Origin of the sequence: Leifsonia sp. 563 (assembly GCF_040545055.1) — a bacterium.
In the GTDB taxonomy this organism is placed as follows: Bacteria; Actinomycetota; Actinomycetes; order Actinomycetales; family Microbacteriaceae; genus Leifsonia.
This window is the reverse complement of the sequence record NZ_JBEPLE010000008.1, coordinates 215,703-233,440: the sequence shown is the minus strand read 5'-3', so window position 1 is coordinate 233,440 and position 17,738 is coordinate 215,703. Positions and strand designations below refer to the sequence as shown.

General features: G+C 71.6%; 17 protein-coding genes. 3 read left to right on the top strand and 14 right to left on the bottom strand.

Annotation, left to right across the window (positions count from 1 at the left end; translation table 11 throughout):
• Positions 1 to 104: 104 nt before the first annotated feature.
• Together ABIC47_RS19000 and ABIC47_RS18995 are read left to right on the top strand one after the other, a co-directional pair.
• Positions 105 to 1,460 (top strand): cupin domain-containing protein, encoded by a 1,356-nt coding sequence (locus ABIC47_RS19000; RefSeq protein WP_354483048.1) that lies wholly within the window; start codon positions 105 to 107, stop codon positions 1,458 to 1,460.
• Entirely contained in the window at positions 1,457 to 2,401 is a 945-nt protein-coding gene (locus ABIC47_RS18995) for a ferredoxin family protein (protein ID WP_354483045.1), read from the top strand. The genes ABIC47_RS19000 and ABIC47_RS18995 overlap by 4 nt, the downstream gene beginning before the upstream one ends.
• Before the next feature lie 74 nt (positions 2,402 to 2,475).
• Here the strand turns inward: ABIC47_RS18995 and ABIC47_RS18990 are convergent, their stop codons facing one another.
• The 11 genes from ABIC47_RS18990 to ABIC47_RS18940 form a co-directional block, all read right to left on the bottom strand.
• Complete coding sequence (locus tag ABIC47_RS18990) at positions 2,476 to 2,898, bottom strand: VOC family protein (RefSeq protein WP_018191432.1); 423 nt, start codon at positions 2,896 to 2,898, stop codon at positions 2,476 to 2,478.
• Between the two features lie 88 nt (positions 2,899 to 2,986).
• On the bottom strand, positions 2,987 to 3,391 hold the full coding sequence (locus tag ABIC47_RS18985; RefSeq protein WP_354483042.1) for a helix-turn-helix transcriptional regulator: 405 nt from the start codon (positions 3,389 to 3,391) through the stop codon (positions 2,987 to 2,989).
• Positions 3,392 to 3,450: 59 nt separating this feature from the next.
• Entirely contained in the window at positions 3,451 to 6,996 is a 3,546-nt protein-coding gene (locus ABIC47_RS18980) for a TM0106 family RecB-like putative nuclease (RefSeq protein ID WP_354483039.1), read from the bottom strand.
• A 124-nt stretch (positions 6,997 to 7,120) separates the two neighbouring features.
• Positions 7,121 to 7,687: an HhH-GPD-type base excision DNA repair protein gene (locus ABIC47_RS18975; RefSeq protein ID WP_354483037.1), complete on the bottom strand. Its 567-nt coding sequence runs from the start codon at positions 7,685 to 7,687 to the stop codon at positions 7,121 to 7,123.
• A 4-nt stretch (positions 7,688 to 7,691) separates the two neighbouring features.
• Positions 7,692 to 7,910 carry an SCO4848 family membrane protein gene (locus ABIC47_RS18970; protein WP_018191436.1) on the bottom strand — a complete coding sequence of 73 codons (219 nt, stop codon included), beginning with the start codon at positions 7,908 to 7,910 and terminating at the stop codon, positions 7,692 to 7,694.
• A 45-nt stretch (positions 7,911 to 7,955) separates the two neighbouring features.
• Positions 7,956 to 8,837 carry an SseB family protein gene (locus tag ABIC47_RS18965; protein ID WP_354483033.1) on the bottom strand — a complete coding sequence of 294 codons (882 nt, stop codon included), beginning with the start codon at positions 8,835 to 8,837 and terminating at the stop codon, positions 7,956 to 7,958.
• Positions 8,821 to 9,567 (bottom strand): bifunctional 1-(5-phosphoribosyl)-5-((5-phosphoribosylamino)methylideneamino)imidazole-4-carboxamide isomerase/phosphoribosylanthranilate isomerase PriA, encoded by a 747-nt coding sequence (gene priA / locus ABIC47_RS18960; RefSeq protein WP_018191438.1) that lies wholly within the window; start codon positions 9,565 to 9,567, stop codon positions 8,821 to 8,823. The genes ABIC47_RS18965 and priA overlap by 17 nt, the downstream gene beginning before the upstream one ends.
• A 65-nt stretch (positions 9,568 to 9,632) precedes the next feature.
• Complete coding sequence (gene hisH, locus ABIC47_RS18955) at positions 9,633 to 10,286, bottom strand: imidazole glycerol phosphate synthase subunit HisH (protein WP_354483030.1); 654 nt, start codon at positions 10,284 to 10,286, stop codon at positions 9,633 to 9,635.
• Positions 10,283 to 10,885 (bottom strand): imidazoleglycerol-phosphate dehydratase HisB, encoded by a 603-nt coding sequence (gene hisB, locus ABIC47_RS18950; protein ID WP_018191440.1) that lies wholly within the window; start codon positions 10,883 to 10,885, stop codon positions 10,283 to 10,285. The genes hisH and hisB overlap by 4 nt, the downstream gene beginning before the upstream one ends.
• A complete protein-coding gene (locus ABIC47_RS18945) occupies positions 10,882 to 12,030 on the bottom strand; it encodes a histidinol-phosphate transaminase (protein ID WP_354483027.1) in 1,149 nt (382 codons plus the stop codon). The genes hisB and ABIC47_RS18945 overlap by 4 nt, the downstream gene beginning before the upstream one ends.
• Positions 12,031 to 12,372: 342 nt before the next feature.
• On the bottom strand, positions 12,373 to 12,738 hold the full coding sequence (locus tag ABIC47_RS18940; protein ID WP_018191442.1) for a LysM peptidoglycan-binding domain-containing protein: 366 nt from the start codon (positions 12,736 to 12,738) through the stop codon (positions 12,373 to 12,375).
• A 262-nt stretch (positions 12,739 to 13,000) separates the two neighbouring features.
• Between ABIC47_RS18940 and lexA the strand changes: the two genes are divergently transcribed.
• Positions 13,001 to 13,681, top strand: a complete 681-nt coding sequence (lexA, locus tag ABIC47_RS18935) for a transcriptional repressor LexA (protein WP_018191443.1) — start codon at positions 13,001 to 13,003, stop codon at positions 13,679 to 13,681.
• A 98-nt stretch (positions 13,682 to 13,779) separates the two neighbouring features.
• On the opposite strand, the gene ABIC47_RS18930 is transcribed toward lexA, so the two are convergent.
• The 3 genes from ABIC47_RS18930 to ABIC47_RS18920 form a co-directional block, all read right to left on the bottom strand.
• The gene (locus ABIC47_RS18930; protein ID WP_018191444.1) at positions 13,780 to 14,130 is read right to left on the bottom strand and encodes a metallopeptidase family protein; all 351 of its coding nucleotides are present in this window, start codon (positions 14,128 to 14,130) and stop codon (positions 13,780 to 13,782) included.
• Positions 14,131 to 14,221: 91 nt separating this feature from the next.
• Positions 14,222 to 16,585 (bottom strand): 5-methyltetrahydropteroyltriglutamate--homocysteine S-methyltransferase, encoded by a 2,364-nt coding sequence (gene metE, locus ABIC47_RS18925; RefSeq protein WP_354483024.1) that lies wholly within the window; start codon positions 16,583 to 16,585, stop codon positions 14,222 to 14,224.
• Positions 16,582 to 17,562, bottom strand: a complete 981-nt coding sequence (locus ABIC47_RS18920; RefSeq protein WP_089876397.1) for a methylenetetrahydrofolate reductase — start codon at positions 17,560 to 17,562, stop codon at positions 16,582 to 16,584. Before ABIC47_RS18920 ends, metE begins: the two co-directional genes overlap by 4 nt.
• Between the last annotated feature and the right edge of the window lie 176 nt (positions 17,563 to 17,738).

Below are 17,738 nucleotides of genomic sequence, written 5' to 3'. Positions count from 1 at the left end.
GGCGGCCACGACGGCGGAGCCGACGGCTCGGCCGCAGGCGAAGGCCCGGCCGACGGCGGAGCGAACCCCGGCGGCCACGACGGCGGAGCCGACGGGTCCGCTTGATGACGACCCACGAGCGCGGGCCGGGCGACCGGCCCGCGCTTTCGCGTTGCGTGCCGATCGGCCGCGAGGAGTTCGCGACCCATCACTGGGGCCGGAAGCCGCTGTTCACCCGCGCGGCCGCGCTACCGGAGGACTTCTCCGACCTCTTCAGCGTCGACGCCGTGGATGAGCTGGTCTCGTCCCGGGCGATCCGCACGCCGTTCGTCCGCATGGCGAAGGAGGGCTCCGTCCTCCCGCCGTCGCGGTTCACCGGCCCCGGCGGCTTCGGTGCGGAGGTGGGCGACCAACTCGACTCCGCGAAGGTGCTGGCCGAGTTCGCGAACGGCGCGACCCTCGTGCTCCAGGGGCTGCACCGCACCTGGCCGCCCATCCAGGAGTTCGCGCGACAGCTCGCCACCGAGCTCGGGCATCCCGCCCAGGTGAACGCGTACATCACGCCCGCGTCCTCCCGCGGCTTCGATCCGCATTACGACGTGCACGACGTGTTCGTGCTGCAGATCGCCGGGGAGAAGCACTGGCGCATCCACGAGCCGGTGCATGTGGACCCGCTGCGCGACCAGCCCTGGAGCGACCACCGCGACGCCGTCGCCGCCCGTGCGCAGGAGGCGCCGGCGATCGACGAGACGTTCCGCCCCGGCGACGTTCTCTACCTCCCGCGCGGGTGGATCCACTCGGCCGAGGCGCTCGGTGGCGTCTCGGTGCACCTGACCATCGGCGTCGCCGCGTACACCCGACACGACGTGGTGCGCGAGGCTGTGGCCCGAGCGGCGGACGCCGCCGCGCTGCGCAGCTCTCTTCCGCTCGGCTTCGACCTGTCGGACCCCGCGGCGATCGCACCCATCGTCGAGGAGACGGTGGATGCGCTGATCGAGGCACTCAGCGACCCGTCCGCCCGGTCCGCGGTCGCCGCCGCAGTGACGGACCGCCTGCGGCGCCGCCAGCGGTCGGACACCCCGCCCGCGCCCGTCCGGCCGCTGGCGACGATCGCCGTCGCCGACGAGCTGTCGGTCGACAGCGTGGTTGCGGCGCGGCCCGGTCTCGGCGTCGACGTCACGGTGGAGGTGGAGACGGTCACCGTGCGGCTCCCGACCAAGACGGTCGCACTGCCCATCGCCGCGCGAGCAGCGGTCGAGCGTCTGCTGGACGGGTCACCGGTCGCCGTGGGCGAACTGCCGCTCGACGAGCCCTCGGCGGTCGTCGTGGCGCGGAGGCTGCTGCGTGAGGGGATCGTCATTCCGGTGTCCGACCCGGCTGACGCCGCCTTCCCGGACGTGGACCCCGCCGACGAAGCGGGTGTCTCGAGCGACGGCGAGCGGAGCGCGACCGCCGACTTCGGGACCGCGACGGCGACGTGACCGGCCTTCCGCCGGATCTCGCCGGACCGGCGCGCGCATCCGCCGGGCATGGCACCCCCGGGTGGCTGCCCTGCAGCGATCGCGCCCTGGAGCGGCACGACCCGCTGGCCGGGACGGCCGGCTTCGGTGAGCGCTGGCTGCTGGTGGAGATCGAGAGCGGATGGGGTCGCCACGCGTTCTTCGACTCGGCGCTCGATCCTGCGCTCGGCGCCCGGATCGTCGCGCGAGCCGAGGAGGCGGGCATCCGTCCCCTGGCGATCCGGCGCACGCGGCTGCGCGCGCCTCTCCGCCGCGACCAGACCTCGTGGCGCTGGGCGCTGGTGGACTCGCGTCCCGGCCGCGAGAGCATCAACTGGGGGCAGGTCGACGACCCGGCCGAACTCCTGACTCTCCCGCTCGACGGGAGCTCCGGCGAGCCGAGCGAGGCGCCGATCTACGCGGTGTGCGCGCACGCCCGCCACGACCAGTGCTGCGCCGTGCGCGGACGCCCTGTGGTGGAGGCCCTGGCCGCCGAGCATCCCGAGCTGACGTGGGAGTGCTCCCATCTGGGCGGCGACCGGTTCGCCGCGACGATGATCGTGTTTCCCGAGGGCCTCCTCTACGGCCGGGTCGGCGCCGAGGACGCGTCGCGCATCGTGGAGCGTCACGCGGAGGGCCGCGTGGTGCCGGAGCTGCTGCGCGGACGCACCAGCCGCAGCACCGTCGCCCAGGCGGCGGAGGCGTTCGCCCGCGCCGACACCGGAGACGACCGCATCGGTGCGTTCCGGCCGCTGGCGGAGCATCCACATCCCCATGGCTGGACGGTGGAGCTCGCCCACGGTCGCGACCGCCTCACCGTGGAGGTGGGCGAGCGACTCTCTGAGCCCCTGCTGAGCACATGCGCCGCGACGATCGCTCATCCGGTCCGGGAGTTCGTTCCGGTGTCGGTCGCCCACAACTGACGCGGGTGGCCTGTGCGCGGCCGGCGCAGGCGACCGGCATGCGCGGCGAACGGCCGCGCACGCCGGCCTGCGGCTCAGGCGTTCTGCGTCGCGGGCGTCGACTGGAGGATGCGCACCATGTTGCCGGACGGGTCGCGGAAGGCGCAGTCGCGGGGACCCCACGGCTGGTCGATCGGCTCCTGGAGCACCTCGGCGCCGGAGGCGCGCACCCGCTCGAAAGCGGTGTCCAGGTCGTCGGTGCGGAAGACGATCGGGCTCAGGGAGCCCTTGACGACGAGCTGCGCGAGCGCGTCGCCGTCGGCCTGGGAGCGGCCCGCGTGCGGGTCGCTGAGCACGACGGCCGCGCCGTCGTCGCCGGCCACCCCGAGGGTGACCCAGCGGTGGTCGCCGGAGGTGACGTCCTGGATGACGTCGAGGCCGAGGGCGTCGCGGTAGAACGCGAGCGACTCCTCCGGGTCGAGGACGGTGATCTGCGAGTACTGGAGTGAAACGGTCATGAGTCGACTCTAGGAACGCCGGATCGGCCGCGCTTCTCCAAAACTGCTCAGGTGGATAACTGCCCGCGCGGGCGGCCTGTGGACGGATTCAGGTCCGCGCCCGGACGGGCCGGGTACGCTGCTTGGCGATGCAGTCCGGCATCGCTCGCACCGCCTCGTGCTCGCGGGCACGGTAGTCGGTCGGTGTCATCCCGACGATCTCCGAGAACTTCGAGCTGAACGACCCGAGCGACGTACAGCCGACCGCCATGCAGGCGTCGGTGACCGACATCCCGGTGCGCAGCAGGGCCATCGCCCGCTCGATCCGCCGGGTCATCAGGTAGCTGTAGGGCGTCTCGCCGTACGCGGCCCGGAACTGGCGGGAGAAGTGTGCGGGCGACATGTAGGCGCGCGCGGCCATGGTCGGGACGTCGAGCGGCTTCGCGTAGTCGCGGTCGATGAGGTCCCTGGCCCGGCGCAGGTGCGCGAGCGTCTGCAGCTCCTCCGGTGACACGGGATGAGCGTAACAGGACGCGTCTCGCGGCGGCAGAGCCGCTGTCGCGGGCGTGCGCTTCAGCCGACCGGCAGCGCGGCCGTGCGCTCTGCTCCTTCCACCAGCCGGATGAACGCGCTGAGCTCCCCCACCCCGGCCGGCGTCGTCGGGAGGAACTCCGTGAGCTCCGGCGAGTGAACGAGGTACGCCGCCCATTTCGCCCGCGAGATGGCGACGTTGAGCCTGTTCTTCATGAGCAGGAAGGACACCCCGCGCGGCACGTCGACCGCGGACGACGCGGCGAGGCTGACGATGGCGACGGCAGCCTCCTGACCCTGGAACTTGTCGACGGTGCCCACCCGCACCCCGCGGTGGCCGGCGGCATCAAGCATCGCGCGCACCTCGGCGAGCTGGGCGTTGTACGGCGTCACGACGATGATGTCGTCCTCCGCGAGCGGAACATCGTCGCGCCCGGCGCCCGGGTCGCTCCACGACCGGCCCAGCAGGTCGTCGACGAGGGCGACGACGGTCTCGGCCTCCTCGGGGGACGCGGTCGAGTTGCCGACGTGCAGCACCGGCACGGGATGAACCCCGGGCATTACCCCGCCGAGCTCGCGTTCCGACGCGCCCTCATGGGCGCGCAGCTTGCCCTCATACGAGAGCCTCGACACCGCGGCTGCGAGCGCGGGATGCATGCGACGCGTCTCCGCGAGGAAGTACCCGTACTCGGGCGGCAGCACGTCGTGGCCATCGCTCACCCAACCGAGCGCGGAGCCGTCGACCGGTTCGGGATGCCGCCCCTGGCTCACCTGCGGCAGCTGCTGTGGATCGCCGAGCAGCAGGAGGTTCTTCGCCGCGACGCCCACAGCGATGGTGGATGCCAGCGAGAACTGCCCGGCCTCGTCCACCACCAGCAGATCCAGGCTGCCCCGCGGGACGCGGCCGGCGTTCGCGAAGTCCCACGCGGTGCCGCCCAGCACGAACCCGCGCTCCTCGTTGATGCCGGCGAACTCCAGATGGCCGTTGGCGGACAGCGGTGTGAAGCGGACGGCCGACTCCCCCGCCGCGTCATCCACGGCCTCCGCCTGATCCGGCTTCTGGCCCCCGCTCGGAACCTTGCCGACCTGTTCGGGGTCGAGGCCTGCGGCTACCACCCGGTCGAGCAGGTTCTCGACGACCGCGTGCGATTGCGCGACGACGCCGACCTTCCAGCCCTGCTCGGCCACCAGCCGCGCGATGACGTGCGCGCCCAGATACGACTTCCCCGTACCGGGAGGCCCCTGGACCGCGAGATACGACCGGTCCAGATCGAGCAGGCTCGCGACGACCGCGTCGATCCGTCCCGTGCCGTCGCTCGCCCCGTCCTCTCCACTGCTCGTCGGGTCAGGCACCAGGGCACCAGACCGGGTTCGAGGCGGCGTGCGCCGCAGCAGGTCGATCGTCGCATCCACCGGCCAGGTCTCATGGTGCCGGGCGATCAGCAGCGCGGTCCCCCACTCGCGGATCGCCTCCCCGAGCCGCCGCGAATCCGGTGGAGCGGCCGGAGTGAGGGCGCTCGGCAGATCGCGGTAGGGGGCGACCTCGGGCGGCAGCGTCTCGCGGACGACGATGGAGCCGTCTTCCAGCGCGTCGATCACCGCGACCGTGCGGGCGGCGCGCGCACCGGGCTGCGCACGCGGCTGACGGAAGGGTCCGGGGTACTCGTAGAGCAGGTACGGTCCGGTGCGCTCGCTCACGCGGATGGCGCTGCCCGCACCCCAGGCGCCCGTGAGCAGCAGCTCGCGCCGCTCGACGCGCTGGCCCTCATCGAGATACCAGTCGCGCAACACCGTCGCGCTCTCGACGACGAGCACATCGCGCGTCTCGCCCCACTCTTCGATCGGCTGGATCAACCGCGCGAAGTGCGACTGCCAGAAGCTCTTCTGCTCCCGCCGGTGGAAGTCGATCGCCGCGGCGGCGAGCGCCATCGCCCGGCGGTCGGCATCGCGATGCGGGTCGAGCGGATCGCCGGCGAACGCCAGCAGTCCGGCGCGCAGGGGCGACGCCTCGGGTGCGGCCTCCGTCTCCTCCATCGGCGCCGCGCCGATCGGGATGCCGTTCTCCGTCGCGCGGGCGATCAACCAGTCGCGCAGGCGCAGCGTGGAGACGCAGTCGTACCGGTTGTAGTCGCCGATGTCGTCGAGCAGAGGCTGCGCCTCGTCCAGGCGGCCGAGCGCGATCAGGTCGCGCGCGTTGGCGTACTCGGTGATCGAGTCGGCGCCGGTGGTCACGTCGCTCTCGCGGAGCTCGTCGCCCATGTAGAGCGGCTCGAGCTTCTTGATCGAGTACGAGCGCGACCCGACGCGGACGGCCTTCCGCACCAGCGGATACAGGTCGACCATCACGTTGTCGCGCAGCAGGCCGTCGACCTCCTCTTCGCCGACGCCGTGGCGGGCGGCGAGGGCGAGCAGGTGCGTCTGCTCGTACGCCGCGTAGTGGTAGATGTGCATTCCCGGGAACTGGGCACGGCGGTCGCGGACGAACGCCAGGAACGCCTCCAGCGCCACGCGCTCCGCCGCGAAGTCGTGCGCCCAGAACGCGGTGAAGCGCTCGTCCTGGTCGACCAGCCCGAACAGGTAGTCGAGGTTCCAGCGTTCACCGGCTCCCTCGGTGTACAGCGGATCGCCCTCGAAGTCGAAGAAGATGTCGCCGGGATCGGGATGCGGCAACACCGCGAGAACCGGCGCGTTGAACACCCGCACCGGCGGCGGAGCGTCCGGCACCGCCTGCAGCTGCAGCCGCGCCTGTTCGCGCAGCCCGTCGAGCGTGCCTTCGGGGATGCCGTCGATCGAGCCGGTCGAGGCGGCGAGCGCGTCGATGGTGGGGATGCCCGCCGCGAGGAGGTGCTCCCGCTGGGTCACGCGCATCCCCGCCACCAGCAGCACGTCGCGCGACGCCTGCACCTCCGCGTCGCAGGTGTCGCACCGCCCGTCGACCGTGAAGCGCGGGTCGCCCCAGGCGACCGGCCCGGTGTCAGCCGCGTGCTCCGCGACGATGGTCAGAAGCCGCGCGCGCCGCTTGCGGTACACCGGCTCGATGTCGCTCAGCGAGTGCTCGCTCACCGAGCCGTCGCCGAGCAGCAGCTCGACCGTGTCGTCGACATCCACACCCATCCGCCGCAGCTGCTCCGCGTACGCGGCGAGCTGCAGCAGCGCTGTGACGCGGGCGCTGCGGGCCAGCTTGGAATCCTGCACCCGATAGCGGCCGTCGGGCAGCCGCACGACGAAGTCGGCGAACCCGACGAACGAACCGTCGAAGAACGTCGCTTGGAAGACGACCTCCGCTCCGCGCTCGAACGCCTCGGACGTGCGACGGACCGCGTCGGCGAGCGACTCTGCCGTCAGCTGCTCCGGCCGCTCGATTTCGGCCACGCCGCTCCCGAACCGCTCACGGTAGCGCTCCAGGATGCGGTGCTCGTGCTCGTCGCCCATGCGCGAGGAGCGCACGTACATCGGGTCTTCGACCTCTTCGGTCTTCTCGAGCCGCCCCAGCTTCACATCGAGCGTGCGCAGGAAAGCGAACTCGCACTTGGACGCCTCGGTGAGGTCGCTGGCGCTCGTGACGATGATCCCGTCGAGCAAGAACACGGCGACCTCCCTTCGCGTCGGGGCGGCTGTTGTGCCACCCGCTCTGCGAGACTACCGGCGACCACCGACAGCAGCGGGTTCTCCACAGGGGCGGCCGGCTGGGCGCCGAAGCCGCTTCCTGTGGTCACTTTCCCTTCGCGGCCGCCTTCATCGCCCGCTTGTGCTCCCGCACGCGGGCGAGCGAGTCGGCGTCGACGATGTCGGCCACCGAGCGGTAGCCCTCACTGCCGTAGTCGCCGGCGGCCTGCTGCCAGCCGGCGGCGGTCAGTCCCTTCTGCTTGCCTAGCAGGGCGAGGAATATCTTCGCCTTCTGCTCGCCGAAGCCCGGCAGCGCCTTGAGCCGGCGCAGCACTTCGGCGCCGTCCGGGTCGCCCTGCATCCAGATGGCCGCGGTGTCGCCGCCCCAGTCGCTCACGATCGCGGCCGCCAGAGCCTGCACCCGCGCGGCCATCGACCCGGGGAAGCGGTGCACGGCCGGCGTCTGCTTCATGACCTCCGCGAGCTTGTCCGGGTCGAGCGCGGCGACCGTCGCCGGATCGAGCGCGCCGAGCCGGTCGCGCAGCTTCGCCGGACCGGCGAAAGCGGTCTCCATCGGGATCTGCTGGTCGAGCAGCATGCCGGTGAGCAGGGCGAAGGGCGACTGGTCGAGCAGCGCGTCGGCTTCGGGGTCGCCGGTGATGTTGAGAGCCATGCGCTCAGCCTGCCACCAGCAGCAGCACACCCGCCACCGCCGAGAGCACGGCCAGCAGCAGGGCCACCCCGAGCAGCACGCCATGGACGATGAGGAACGGCGTCGCGCGGCCCGCCGCATCCCGAGCCCGCGCATCCTTCCGGACCCGGGTGAAGAACCGCGGCCAGGCGAAGATGTTGAACAGGGCGTTGAGGAACAGCACGATGGCGGCGAAGACGGTCATGGTGCCTCCAGCCTAAGCGGCCGGCGGCGGCGCATCGCCGCAGCCTCAGTCACCCGAGGCGACGAGCTGCACGCGCAGCGAGTCGACGCGCGTCGCGATCACGTCGTCCGCCGCCCAGCGCTGCGCCAGCCGCGAGAGGATGGCGTCCAGCTCCTCGCGCGTCAGGCCGGCGGCGAGCGACAGCCGCACCACGAGCTCCTCACCCGCCAGGCGGTTGCCGGGATCGCCCGCCAGCAGGGCGACGTCATGCACGCCGAGCTCGGAGGCGATGGACCGCTGGAACGCCTCCCGCACCTCCGCGTCGCGGTCGCTCGGCACCCACGCCGTGCCCTGCGCGACCGCCCACACGGCCGGCCGCCGCAGCACGAACTCGGTCTCCGACGTCGGGTCGAGGACGATGAGCTCCGTCCCCTCCGCCGCGGCGGCGAGCGCGGCCCGACGGCTGTCCACCGGCACGGGACGCGCCGACGGGTTCCACGCCTGCAACGCCGTCACCGAGGAGAACACGGGCTGGACGGTGCGTCCGTCCGGCCCCGCCACCGTCACGATCGACAACTCCTGCGTCTTGTCGACGCGCAGCCCCGCGTCATTCGTGCCCTCGTCGCCGAGGTCCGCCATCAGCGGGATGAGGAGGCGCACATCCCGCAGCGCATCCACGACGGTCTCCGCGCCGGTCTCCCCGGCGCGGAAGGCGGCGAGCGCGCCGAGCAGCGCAGGCGGCGCGGAGCCGTCGTCGTCACCGAAAGGATTGTCGTCGAACTCGCGCCCCTGCCACGGCTGACCGGCGGAGTCGGCGAGGGACGCGGCGAACCCGACCAGCCGCGCGGCGCCCTCAGCGCTGGGTCGGCCCGTCGGCGTCACCCCGTCAGCGTCCGCCGCGTCCTCCGCAGCGGCGCCCGTCCCGGCGTCGTCAGCGTCCCGCGACATCCAGCGCCTCGGGCAGCGTGAACGCGCCGGCGTACAGCGCCTTCCCGACGATCGCGCCTTCGAGCCCGAGCGGGACCAGCTCGCGCAGCGCGGCGATGTCGTCGAGGTTGGAGATGCCTCCGGAGGCGACGACCGGGCGCTCGGTGCGATCGAGCACCTGGCGCAGGAGCTCCAGGTTCGGGCCGCGCAGCGTGCCGTCCTTTGTCACGTCGGTGACGACGTAGCGGGCGCAGCCCGCGTCCTCCAGGCGGTCGAGCACCTCCCACAGGTCGCCGCCCTCGCGGGTCCAGCCGCGGGCCGCAAGGGTGGTGCCGCGCACATCCAGTCCGACCGCGATCGCCTCGCCGTAGCGGCCGATCGCGCTGGCGGCCCACTCGGGGTTCTCCAGCGCGGCCGTGCCGAGGTTGACGCGGGTCGCGCCCGCTTCGAGGGCGTGCTCGAGGGATGCGTCGTCGCGGATACCGCCCGAGAGCTCGATGCTCACGCCGTCCACCTCGCGGATGACCTTCTTGAGCAGCGACCGGTTGTCTCCCCGCCCGAATGCGGCGTCGAGGTCCACCAGGTGGATCCACTCGGCGCCCGCCGCCTTCCACTCGGCCGCGGCATCCACCGGGTCGCCGTAGCTGGTCTCGCTGCCGGCCTCGCCCTGGGTGAGGCGCACCGCCTTGCCGTCGGCCACATCCACCGCGGGCAGGAGGACGAGCCGGGGCGTGCTGATGAAGTCGGTCATGTGTTTCCTCGTGTCGGTCCGCGGCGCGGACGGGTGGGCCGGAGTCGGCGAAGGCCGGACGGCGGCTACAGCGTGCCGATCCAGTTGCGGAGCAGCTGGATGCCGGCGCGGCCGGACTTCTCCGGGTGGAACTGCGTCGCGCTCAGCGGGCCGTTCTCGACCGCGGCGACGAACGGCGAGCCGTGATCCGCCCACGTCACCTTCGGCTGCGCGAACGGGCCGGACGCCTCCAGCGTCCAGTCCTGGGCGGCGTACGAGTGGACGAAGTAGAAACGCTCGTCCCGCAGCCCCGCGAACAACGTGGAGTCCTCGGGCGCGCGCACCGTGTTCCAGCCCATGTGCGGCACGACGTCGGCGCGGATGAGGTCGACCGTCCCCGGCCACTCGCCGAGCCCCTCGGTCTCGACGCCGTTCTCGACGCCGCGCTCGAACATGACCTGCATGCCGACGCAGATGCCCAGGACGGGTCGTCCACCCGCGAGGCGCCGGTCGACGACCTCGTCTCCGTGCGACGCCTTGAGCGCCTCGGCGACGGCGGTGAACGCGCCGACGCCGGGCACCAGCAGGCCGTCCGCCTCCAGCGCACGCTTGCGATCGCCGGTCAGCTCGACCTCCGCGCCCGCGGCCTCGAGCGCCTTGACGGCCGAGTGGACGTTGCCCGTCCCGTAGTCGAAGACGACGACCTGCGGGGCGCCGCCGGGTGTGCGTGCCACGGTCACAGCGCGCCCTTGGTCGAGGGGATGCCGCTGATCAGCGGGTCGAGCGCCTTCGCCTGGCGGAACGCGCGCGCGAACGCCTTGAACTCGGCCTCCGCGATGTGGTGCGGGTCGCGACCGCCGACCACGGTGATGTGCGTGGTGATGCGGGCGTTGAACGTGATCGCCTCGAAGACGTGACGGACCATCGAGCCGGTGAAGTGGCCGCCGATGAGGTGCAGCTCGAAGCCGGCGGGCTCGCCGGTGTGCACGAGGTACGGGCGACCGGAGATATCCACGACCGCCTGCACCAATGCTTCGTCGAGCGGCACCAGGGCGTCGCCATAGCGGGAGATGCCCGATTTGTCGCCGAGCGCCTCCAGGATCGCCTGGCCGAGGACGATGCCGATGTCCTCCACCGTGTGGTGGACGTCGATGTCGGTGTCGCCGGTCGCGCGGATGCGCAGATCGGTGAGCGAGTGCTTGGCGAACGCGGTCAGCAGGTGGTCGTAGAAGGGGACGCTCGTCTGGATATCGGATGCTCCGGTGCCGTCGAGATCGAGGCTCAGCTCGATGCTCGACTCGCTCGTCTCCCGCGTGACCGTGGCGGCGCGATTCGTCATGCGTCCGAGTCTACCGGGGCGCTCTGGGCCCTGTCGGGGGCCTCGTCGGCGCCCGGGTCCTCTGCGGCGGGCCGGCCGAGCGCGGCCAGCGCCTCGAGGAAGGCGGTCGTTTCGGCCTCGGTCCCCGCGGTGACCCGCAGGTGGTGCGGGATGCCGACATCCCGGATCAGGATGCCGCGGTCGGCCAGCGCTTCGAACGTCGCGTGCGGGTCGTCCACCCCGCCGAAGAGAACGAAGTTGCTGCCGCTGCGGTGGGGCGTGTAGCCGAGGCGTGCGAGCTCCGTCACCAGCCGGTCGCGCTGGCGGCGGATGTCGCCGACCGTCGCGAGCATCTCGTCGGCGTGCGCGAGTGCGCCGAGCGCGGCGGCCTGGGTGATGGCGGACAGGTGGTACGGGAGGCGCACCAGCCGGAGCGCGTCGATGACCGCGGGGTCGGCGGCGAGGTAGCCGACGCGCGCCCCGGCGAAGGCGAACGCCTTGCTCATCGTGCGCGAGATCAGCAGGCGCGGACGGCCGGGGAGCAGGGTCAGCGCGGACGGCTCGCCCTCCGGCATGAACTCCGCGTAGGCCTCGTCGACGACGACGATCCCGTGTGTGGCGTCGTAGACGGCCTCGATGGTGTCGAGTCCGAGGGGCGTGCCGGTCGGGTTGTTCGGCGAGCAGAGGATGACGATGTCCGGGTTGTGCCGGCGGAGCTCGGCGACGGCCGTCTCCGGTGTCAGCTCGTAGTCGGCGTCGCGCGCGGCCGCGACGTACGCGGTCCCGGCGCCCGAAGCGAGCAGGGGGTACATCGAGTAGGTGGGCGCGTACCCGAGCAGCGTTCGTCCGGGGCCGCCGAAGGCCTGCAGGATGTGCTGAAGCACTTCATTGGACCCGTTCGCCGCCCAGATGTTCTCCGGTGCCAGTCCGTGGCCGAGGTAGCGGGCGAAAGCCGTGCGGAGCTCGGTGAACTCCCGGTCGGGGTAGCGGTTCACTCCGCTGACCGCAGCGGCAACGCGGGCAACGATGTCTGCGGCGACGTCGTCCGGGACGGGATGCGTGTTCTCGTTCACGTTGAGCGCGACGGGCACCGGACGCTGCGGAGCGCCGTACGGGGACCGACCGCGCAGGTCGTCCCGGATGGGCAGCTCGGAAAGAGAAGTCACCCCTCAATCGTAGCCAGCGCCGTCACCCCTCTTCCGCCGGATGACGCCCGGCGACGCGGCGCGACGAGCCCCACCAGGCAGGGCTCGAGATCGCTCGCCCGATGAAACGGAGGAGATCCGGTGGTGCTGCGACCGCATCCACCTCCGTTTCGGCAAAATCCGGCCTCCTGCCGACCGATCCCCTCCCTTTTCGCCACCGGCCTCCGTGCGACGGAAACGGAGGACCTTCCGACGAGATGCAAGCCCGGGAACGGGAAACGGAGGCGATCCCGGCTTCCGAGCCGCGGATCCCCTCCGTTTACGACCGCGAGTTGCGGACGGCGCCTACCGTCCGGACGCCGCCTAGTGCGCGTACTTCGCCGGGACCGCGAGCTGCTGGCCGGGCGAGACGACTGCCGAGTCGAGGCCGTTCAGGGAGACGATGTCGGCGATCACATCGCGCGGGTCGGCGTTCGGCGCCACGCGCTCGGCGACCGACCAGAGGGAGTCGCCCGACTCCACCGTGACGTACTGGAAGCTGACGTGCGTCTGCTCACCGGTGGCGACCGCGCCGCCGCCGTTGAGTGCGAACACGAGGGCTCCGATGACGAGGGGCAGCGCGACGAGGGCGGAGAGGACCGCGCGACCGCGCCGCGTGAGACGCAGGCGAACCCGTGCTCCCTCCGGCAGCGGCGGGACCGCACGAAGGGTGGGAACCGACTCGCTCATCAGTACTGCGCTCATGGTCGTGACCTCCTCAGACTCGCGGGTGCGAAGCTGTGTTCCGAATGTATCTTCGAATGTCCGAATCCGCAAGATGCCCTCAGGCCGGGAATTCGGGGACGAAGTTCGCGACACACTCGAACACATGTTTGTCTTCCCTTCCCGACGCGGATACAGTTTCGACTGTCTGAGGACATCAGATCAGGAACCACCGACATTCCTGCAGGGAGCATCCCCGCAGGACCGCCGACGCCAGGAGAGGACGCCCGTGTCGAATGAGAACCAGGCACGCGGAGGCACCCGTCGCCGCAAGAACCTGAGCGACAAGCAGCTGGCGATCCTCGATGTGATCCAGCGATCGGTGAGCCAGCGCGGCTATCCGCCGAGCATGCGCGAGATCGGTGACGCCGTCGGCCTCTCCTCTCTGTCGTCCGTCACTCATCAGCTGAACCAGCTGGAACTGAGCGGCTACCTCCGGCGCGACCCGAACCGTCCGCGCGCCCTCGAGATCCTCATCGACCTGCCGTCGTCGTCGCAGTCCGCCCCGGACTACGAGAACCAGACGCCGGTCGGCGACGCCGCGATGGTCCCGCTCGTCGGCCGTATCGCGGCCGGAATCCCGATCACGGCCGAGCAGCAGGTGGACGAGGTCTTCCCGCTCCCCCGCCAGCTGGTCGGCAACGGCGAGCTGTTCATGCTGAAGGTCGTCGGCGAGTCGATGATCGATGCGGCGATCTGCGACGGCGACTGGGTCGTCGTCCGCGCGCAGAACACGGCCGAGAACGGTGACATCGTCGCCGCGATGCTCGACGAGGAGGCGACCGTCAAGGTCTTCCGCCAGCGCGACGGCCACACGTGGTTGCTGCCGCGCAACTCGAACTTCGAGCCCATCCTCGGCGACTACTCGCAGGTGCTCGGCAAGGTCGTCGCGGTCCTCCGCGCGGTCTGAGCATCCCGCCCGCCCCACCCCACGTTTTGCGCCAAATCGTGGTTATGACCGCCTCATAACCGCGATTTGCGCCAAATCGTGGCACCGGGAAGGAAGGGCTAGGCCCAGCCGAGTTCCCGCAACCGGTCGTCGGACAGCCCGAAGTAGTGCCCGATCTCGTGCACCAGGGTGAGCCGGACCCGCGCCCGCAGGTCGTCCTCCGAGACGGCCGACGCCTCCAGGTTGTTGCGGAACAGCGTGATCCGGTCCGGCAGCTCGCCGAACCCGTACACCGAACGCCGGGTCAGCGGCCGTCCGCTGTACAGCCCGAACAGCCGCGGCCGGGCGCCGTCCGGTTGATCCTCGATGAGGATGGCGACGTTCTCCAGCGGCCCCACCATGTCGTCCGGCAGCGCATCGAAGATGTCGCCGACCATCCGCTCGAACTCCTCGTCCGGGATGCGCACCATGCGCCCATCCTCACACGCACGCTCTCCCGAAACACGACGGCCCCGGTACGCCGTGAGCGTACCGGGGCCGCGGATCGCCTCGGCGAAGGCGTCAGGCGTTCACGGCCGCCCGCTCGCGCACTCCGCGCGTCGCCTCGATGATGTTGCGGAGCGACGCGACCGTCTCGTCGTACCCGCGCGTCTTGAGGCCGCAATCCGGGTTCACCCAGAGCTGCCGGCCCGGGATCGCCTCCAGCGCCGTCTCCAGCAACTCGGTCACCTCGGCGACCGACGGCACGCGCGGCGAGTGGATGTCGTACACGCCCGGTCCGATGCCGTGCTCGAAGCCGGAACGCTGGATGTCGTGGACGACCTCCATCCGGCTGCGGGCCGCCTCGATGCTGGTGACGTCGGCATCCAGGTTCCGGATCGCATCGATGACGACGCCGAACTCCGAGTAGCAGAGGTGCGTGTGGATCTGCGTGCCGTTGGCGACACCCGAGGTGGCGAGGCGGAACGACCCGACCGACCAGTCGAGGTACTCCCCCTGCGCCGCCTTCTTCAGCGGCAGCAGCTCGCGCAGCGCCGGCTCGTCCACCTGGACGACGCGGATGCCCGCCTCCTCCAGGTCCGCGATCTCGTCTCGGAGCGCGAGCGCGACCTGTCGCGCGGTCTCGCCGAGCGGCTGGTCGTCGCGCACGAACGACCACGCGAGGATGGTCACGGGCCCGGTGAGCATCCCCTTCACCGGCTTGTCGGTGAGGCTCTGGGTGTACGCCGACCACTCGACCGTGATGGGTGCGGGTCGCGAGACGTCGCCCCAGAGGATCGACGGGCGCGTACAGCGCGAACCGTAGGACTGCACCCAGCCGTTGCGCGTGACCGCGAAGCCGTCCAGGTTCTCGGCGAAGTACTGCACCATGTCGTTGCGCTCGGGCTCGCCGTGCACGATCACGTCGATCCCGATCTCCTCCTGGAGGTCGACGACGCGCTTGATCTCGTCGCGCATGCGGCTCAGGTACTCCGCCTCGGTGATGAGGCCCTTCGCCAGCTGCGCGCGCGACCGGCGGATGTCGGCCGTCTGCGGGAACGACCCGATCGTCGTCGTGGGCAGGAACGGGAGGCTGAGGGCGGCATCCTGCGCCGCCAGCCTGTCCGCGTACGCGCCACGGCGGAAGTCGTCCTCGGTCAGCGCGGCCTCGCGCTCGCGGACGGCGGGGACGCGGACGCCCGGCGCCGACGCACGGTCGGCGAGCGCAGCGGTCGCGGCGGTCAGCTCCTCCTGGATCGCCTCGTGGCCGTCGACGATCCCGCGCGCGAGCACGGCGACCTGGGCGACCTTCTGGTCGGCGAAGGCGAGCCACGACGTCAAGCGCGCGTCGAGGTCCGGCTCGTCGTCCACGTCATGCGGGACGTGCAGCAGCGAGGTGGACGTGGACACGGTCACGTCGGGGCTGAGCGACAGCAGCTCCGTGAGCTTCCCGAACGCCGCCTCGAGGTCGCCGCGCCAGATGTTGTGCCCGTCGATCACGCCGCCGACGAGTGTCTTCCCGGCGAGCGCGGATGCGGTCGCCGCGTCGAGACCCGACGGGATGGACCCGCGCACGAGGTCGAGGGAGATCGCCTCCACCGGGCCGGCCGCGAGGACGGGCAGGGCGTCGTCGAGGCTCCCGTAGGGAGCCGCCACGAAGAGTGCAGGACGGTCGGACGCGCGGCCGAGCACGTCGTACGCCTCGCGCACCGCGCCGAGCACCGCATCCCGCGGCTCGTCGATGCTCTCGCTGACGAGAGCCGGCTCGTCGAGCTGCACCCACGGGGCGCCTGCGGCGGACAGGCGCGAAAGCAGCTCCGCGTAGACGGGCAGCAGGTCGCTCAGGCGCGAGAGCGGACGGAACCCCTCCGGGGCGTCGTCGGCCGCCTTGCTCAGCAGCAGGAAGGTCACCGGCCCGACGATGACCGGACGCGTGACGAACCCCGCAGCGCGGGCCTCCTCGAACTCGCGGACGATGCGGTCCGAGGCCAGCCGGAACGCCGTCTCCGGGCCGATCTCCGGCACGAGGTAGTGGTAGTTGGAGTCGAACCACTTCGTCATCTCCAGCGGCGGGTTCTCCCCCTCGCCGCGGGCGATCGTGAAGTAGCCGGCGAGGTCGACGGAGCCGTCGGCCGCGGCGAGCCCCGCGAACCGCGAGGGCACGGCGCCGACGGTGACCGCCGCATCCAGCACCTGGTCGTAGAAGCTGAAGCTCTCCGGGATGGACGCATCGGTGCGGCCGAGGCCGAGGGTCGCGAGCCGCTCACGCGTGGCGGCGCGCAGGTCGGCCGCAGCCGACTCCAGCTCGTCCGCGTCGATGCTGCCCGCCCAGAACGCCTCGACGGCCTTCTTCAGCTCTCGGCGGCGGCCGATGCGTGGGTAGCCGATGATGGTGCCCGCCGGGAACGCGGGGCGGCCCGAAGCGGCGGAGGTGGTGTCGGTCATGCTGGTTCCTTCTCGGTGGCCGGGTTCGCCGGGGTGGTGGATGCGGTCTCGCTCGCCGCCGGGAGGGCGCCGATGCGGTCCAGCACGGACAGGACGGCCTCGTGCTGATTGAACGTGTACAGGTGGAGTCCGGGGGCGCCGCCGGCGAGCAGCCGCTCGCCGAGCCGGGCCGCCCAGGCGATGCCGATCTCGCGGCGACCCTCGTCGGTCGGCTCGACCTCCAGCTCGATCGCGAGGTCGCTGGGGAGGTCCTCGCCGCTGAGCTCCAGCATCCGCTTCAGGCGTGCGGGGCTCGTCACCGGCATGATGCCCGGCAGGATGGGGAACGTCACGCCCGCCTCGGCCGCGCGCTGGGTGAAGTGGAAGTAGTCCTCGGCGTGGAAGAACAGCTGCGTGATCCCCAGGTTCGCCCCGGCCGCCTGCTTGGCGAGCAGGGCGTCGATGTCCTGCGAGACCGAATGCGACGACGGATGCCCGTTCGGGAAGGCGGCGACGGCGATCTGCACATGCTCGCGATGCTCCAGCACGGCCTGCGCGTGCAGCTCGGGAACGGCCAGCTCGCCGTACGGGACCCGCTCGGCCTGGACGCGATGGATGAGCTGCACCAGCTCCGCGGTCGTGCGGATGTCCCCGATTCCGTCGTCCCCTTCGGCCAGCCCCTCCGGCGGGTCGCCGCGGACCGCGAGGAAGCGGCGAACGCCCGCGTCGAGGAAGTCGCGGATCAGCCGGTGCGCCTCCTCGTGCGACGAGCCGACGCAGGTGAGGTGGGCCATCGGGCTGACGTCGGTGTGCTCGATGATGTAGCGCAGCACGTCGAGGGAAGCGGTCCGCGAAGAGCCGCCGGCGCCGTACGTCACGGAGATGAAATCCGGACGCGTCGCGGCCAGCAGGTCGATCGTCCCCGGCAGCGCCGCCGCGGCGCGTTCGGTGCGCGGCGGGTACAGCTCGAAGGAGAACCGGGCCTCGGTACAGCTCATGGGTTCCTCGGATGGTCGGACAGCGGCACAAGGACGTCCCACCCGCGCTCGGCACAGGCCACTCGGCACAGGGAGGGATTCACTCGGGCGGGTGCCGGGCTCGGCTGTCGCACCACGTCGGCGGTCGCCCGCTTCGGTTGTCTGGCAATCTAGCAACGCAGAAGGCCGGGCGGAAC

Coding starts and splice junctions, on each gene's coding strand:
- ABIC47_RS18920 (WP_089876397.1), bottom strand. CDS start 17,562: ATGAGCTGTACCGAGGCCCGGTTCTCCTTCGAGCTGTACCCGCCGCGC.
- ABIC47_RS18970 (WP_018191436.1), bottom strand. CDS start 7,910: ATGACCGTCTTCGCCGCCATCGTGCTGTTCCTCAACGCCCTGTTCAAC.
- priA (WP_018191438.1), bottom strand. CDS start 9,567: ATGACCGACTTCATCAGCACGCCCCGGCTCGTCCTCCTGCCCGCGGTG.
- ABIC47_RS19000 (WP_354483048.1), top strand. CDS start 105: ATGACGACCCACGAGCGCGGGCCGGGCGACCGGCCCGCGCTTTCGCGT.
- ABIC47_RS18975 (WP_354483037.1), bottom strand. CDS start 7,687: ATGGCTCTCAACATCACCGGCGACCCCGAAGCCGACGCGCTGCTCGAC.
- ABIC47_RS18940 (WP_018191442.1), bottom strand. CDS start 12,738: ATGAGCGAGTCGGTTCCCACCCTTCGTGCGGTCCCGCCGCTGCCGGAG.
- ABIC47_RS18965 (WP_354483033.1), bottom strand. CDS start 8,837: ATGTCGCGGGACGCTGACGACGCCGGGACGGGCGCCGCTGCGGAGGAC.
- hisB (WP_018191440.1), bottom strand. CDS start 10,885: ATGACGAATCGCGCCGCCACGGTCACGCGGGAGACGAGCGAGTCGAGC.
- metE (WP_354483024.1), bottom strand. CDS start 16,585: ATGACCGACACCACCTCCGCCGCTTCGGGCCGCCCCGCGTTCCCGGCG.
- ABIC47_RS18930 (WP_018191444.1), bottom strand. CDS start 14,130: ATGGTGCGCATCCCGGACGAGGAGTTCGAGCGGATGGTCGGCGACATC.
- ABIC47_RS18990 (WP_018191432.1), bottom strand. CDS start 2,898: ATGACCGTTTCACTCCAGTACTCGCAGATCACCGTCCTCGACCCGGAG.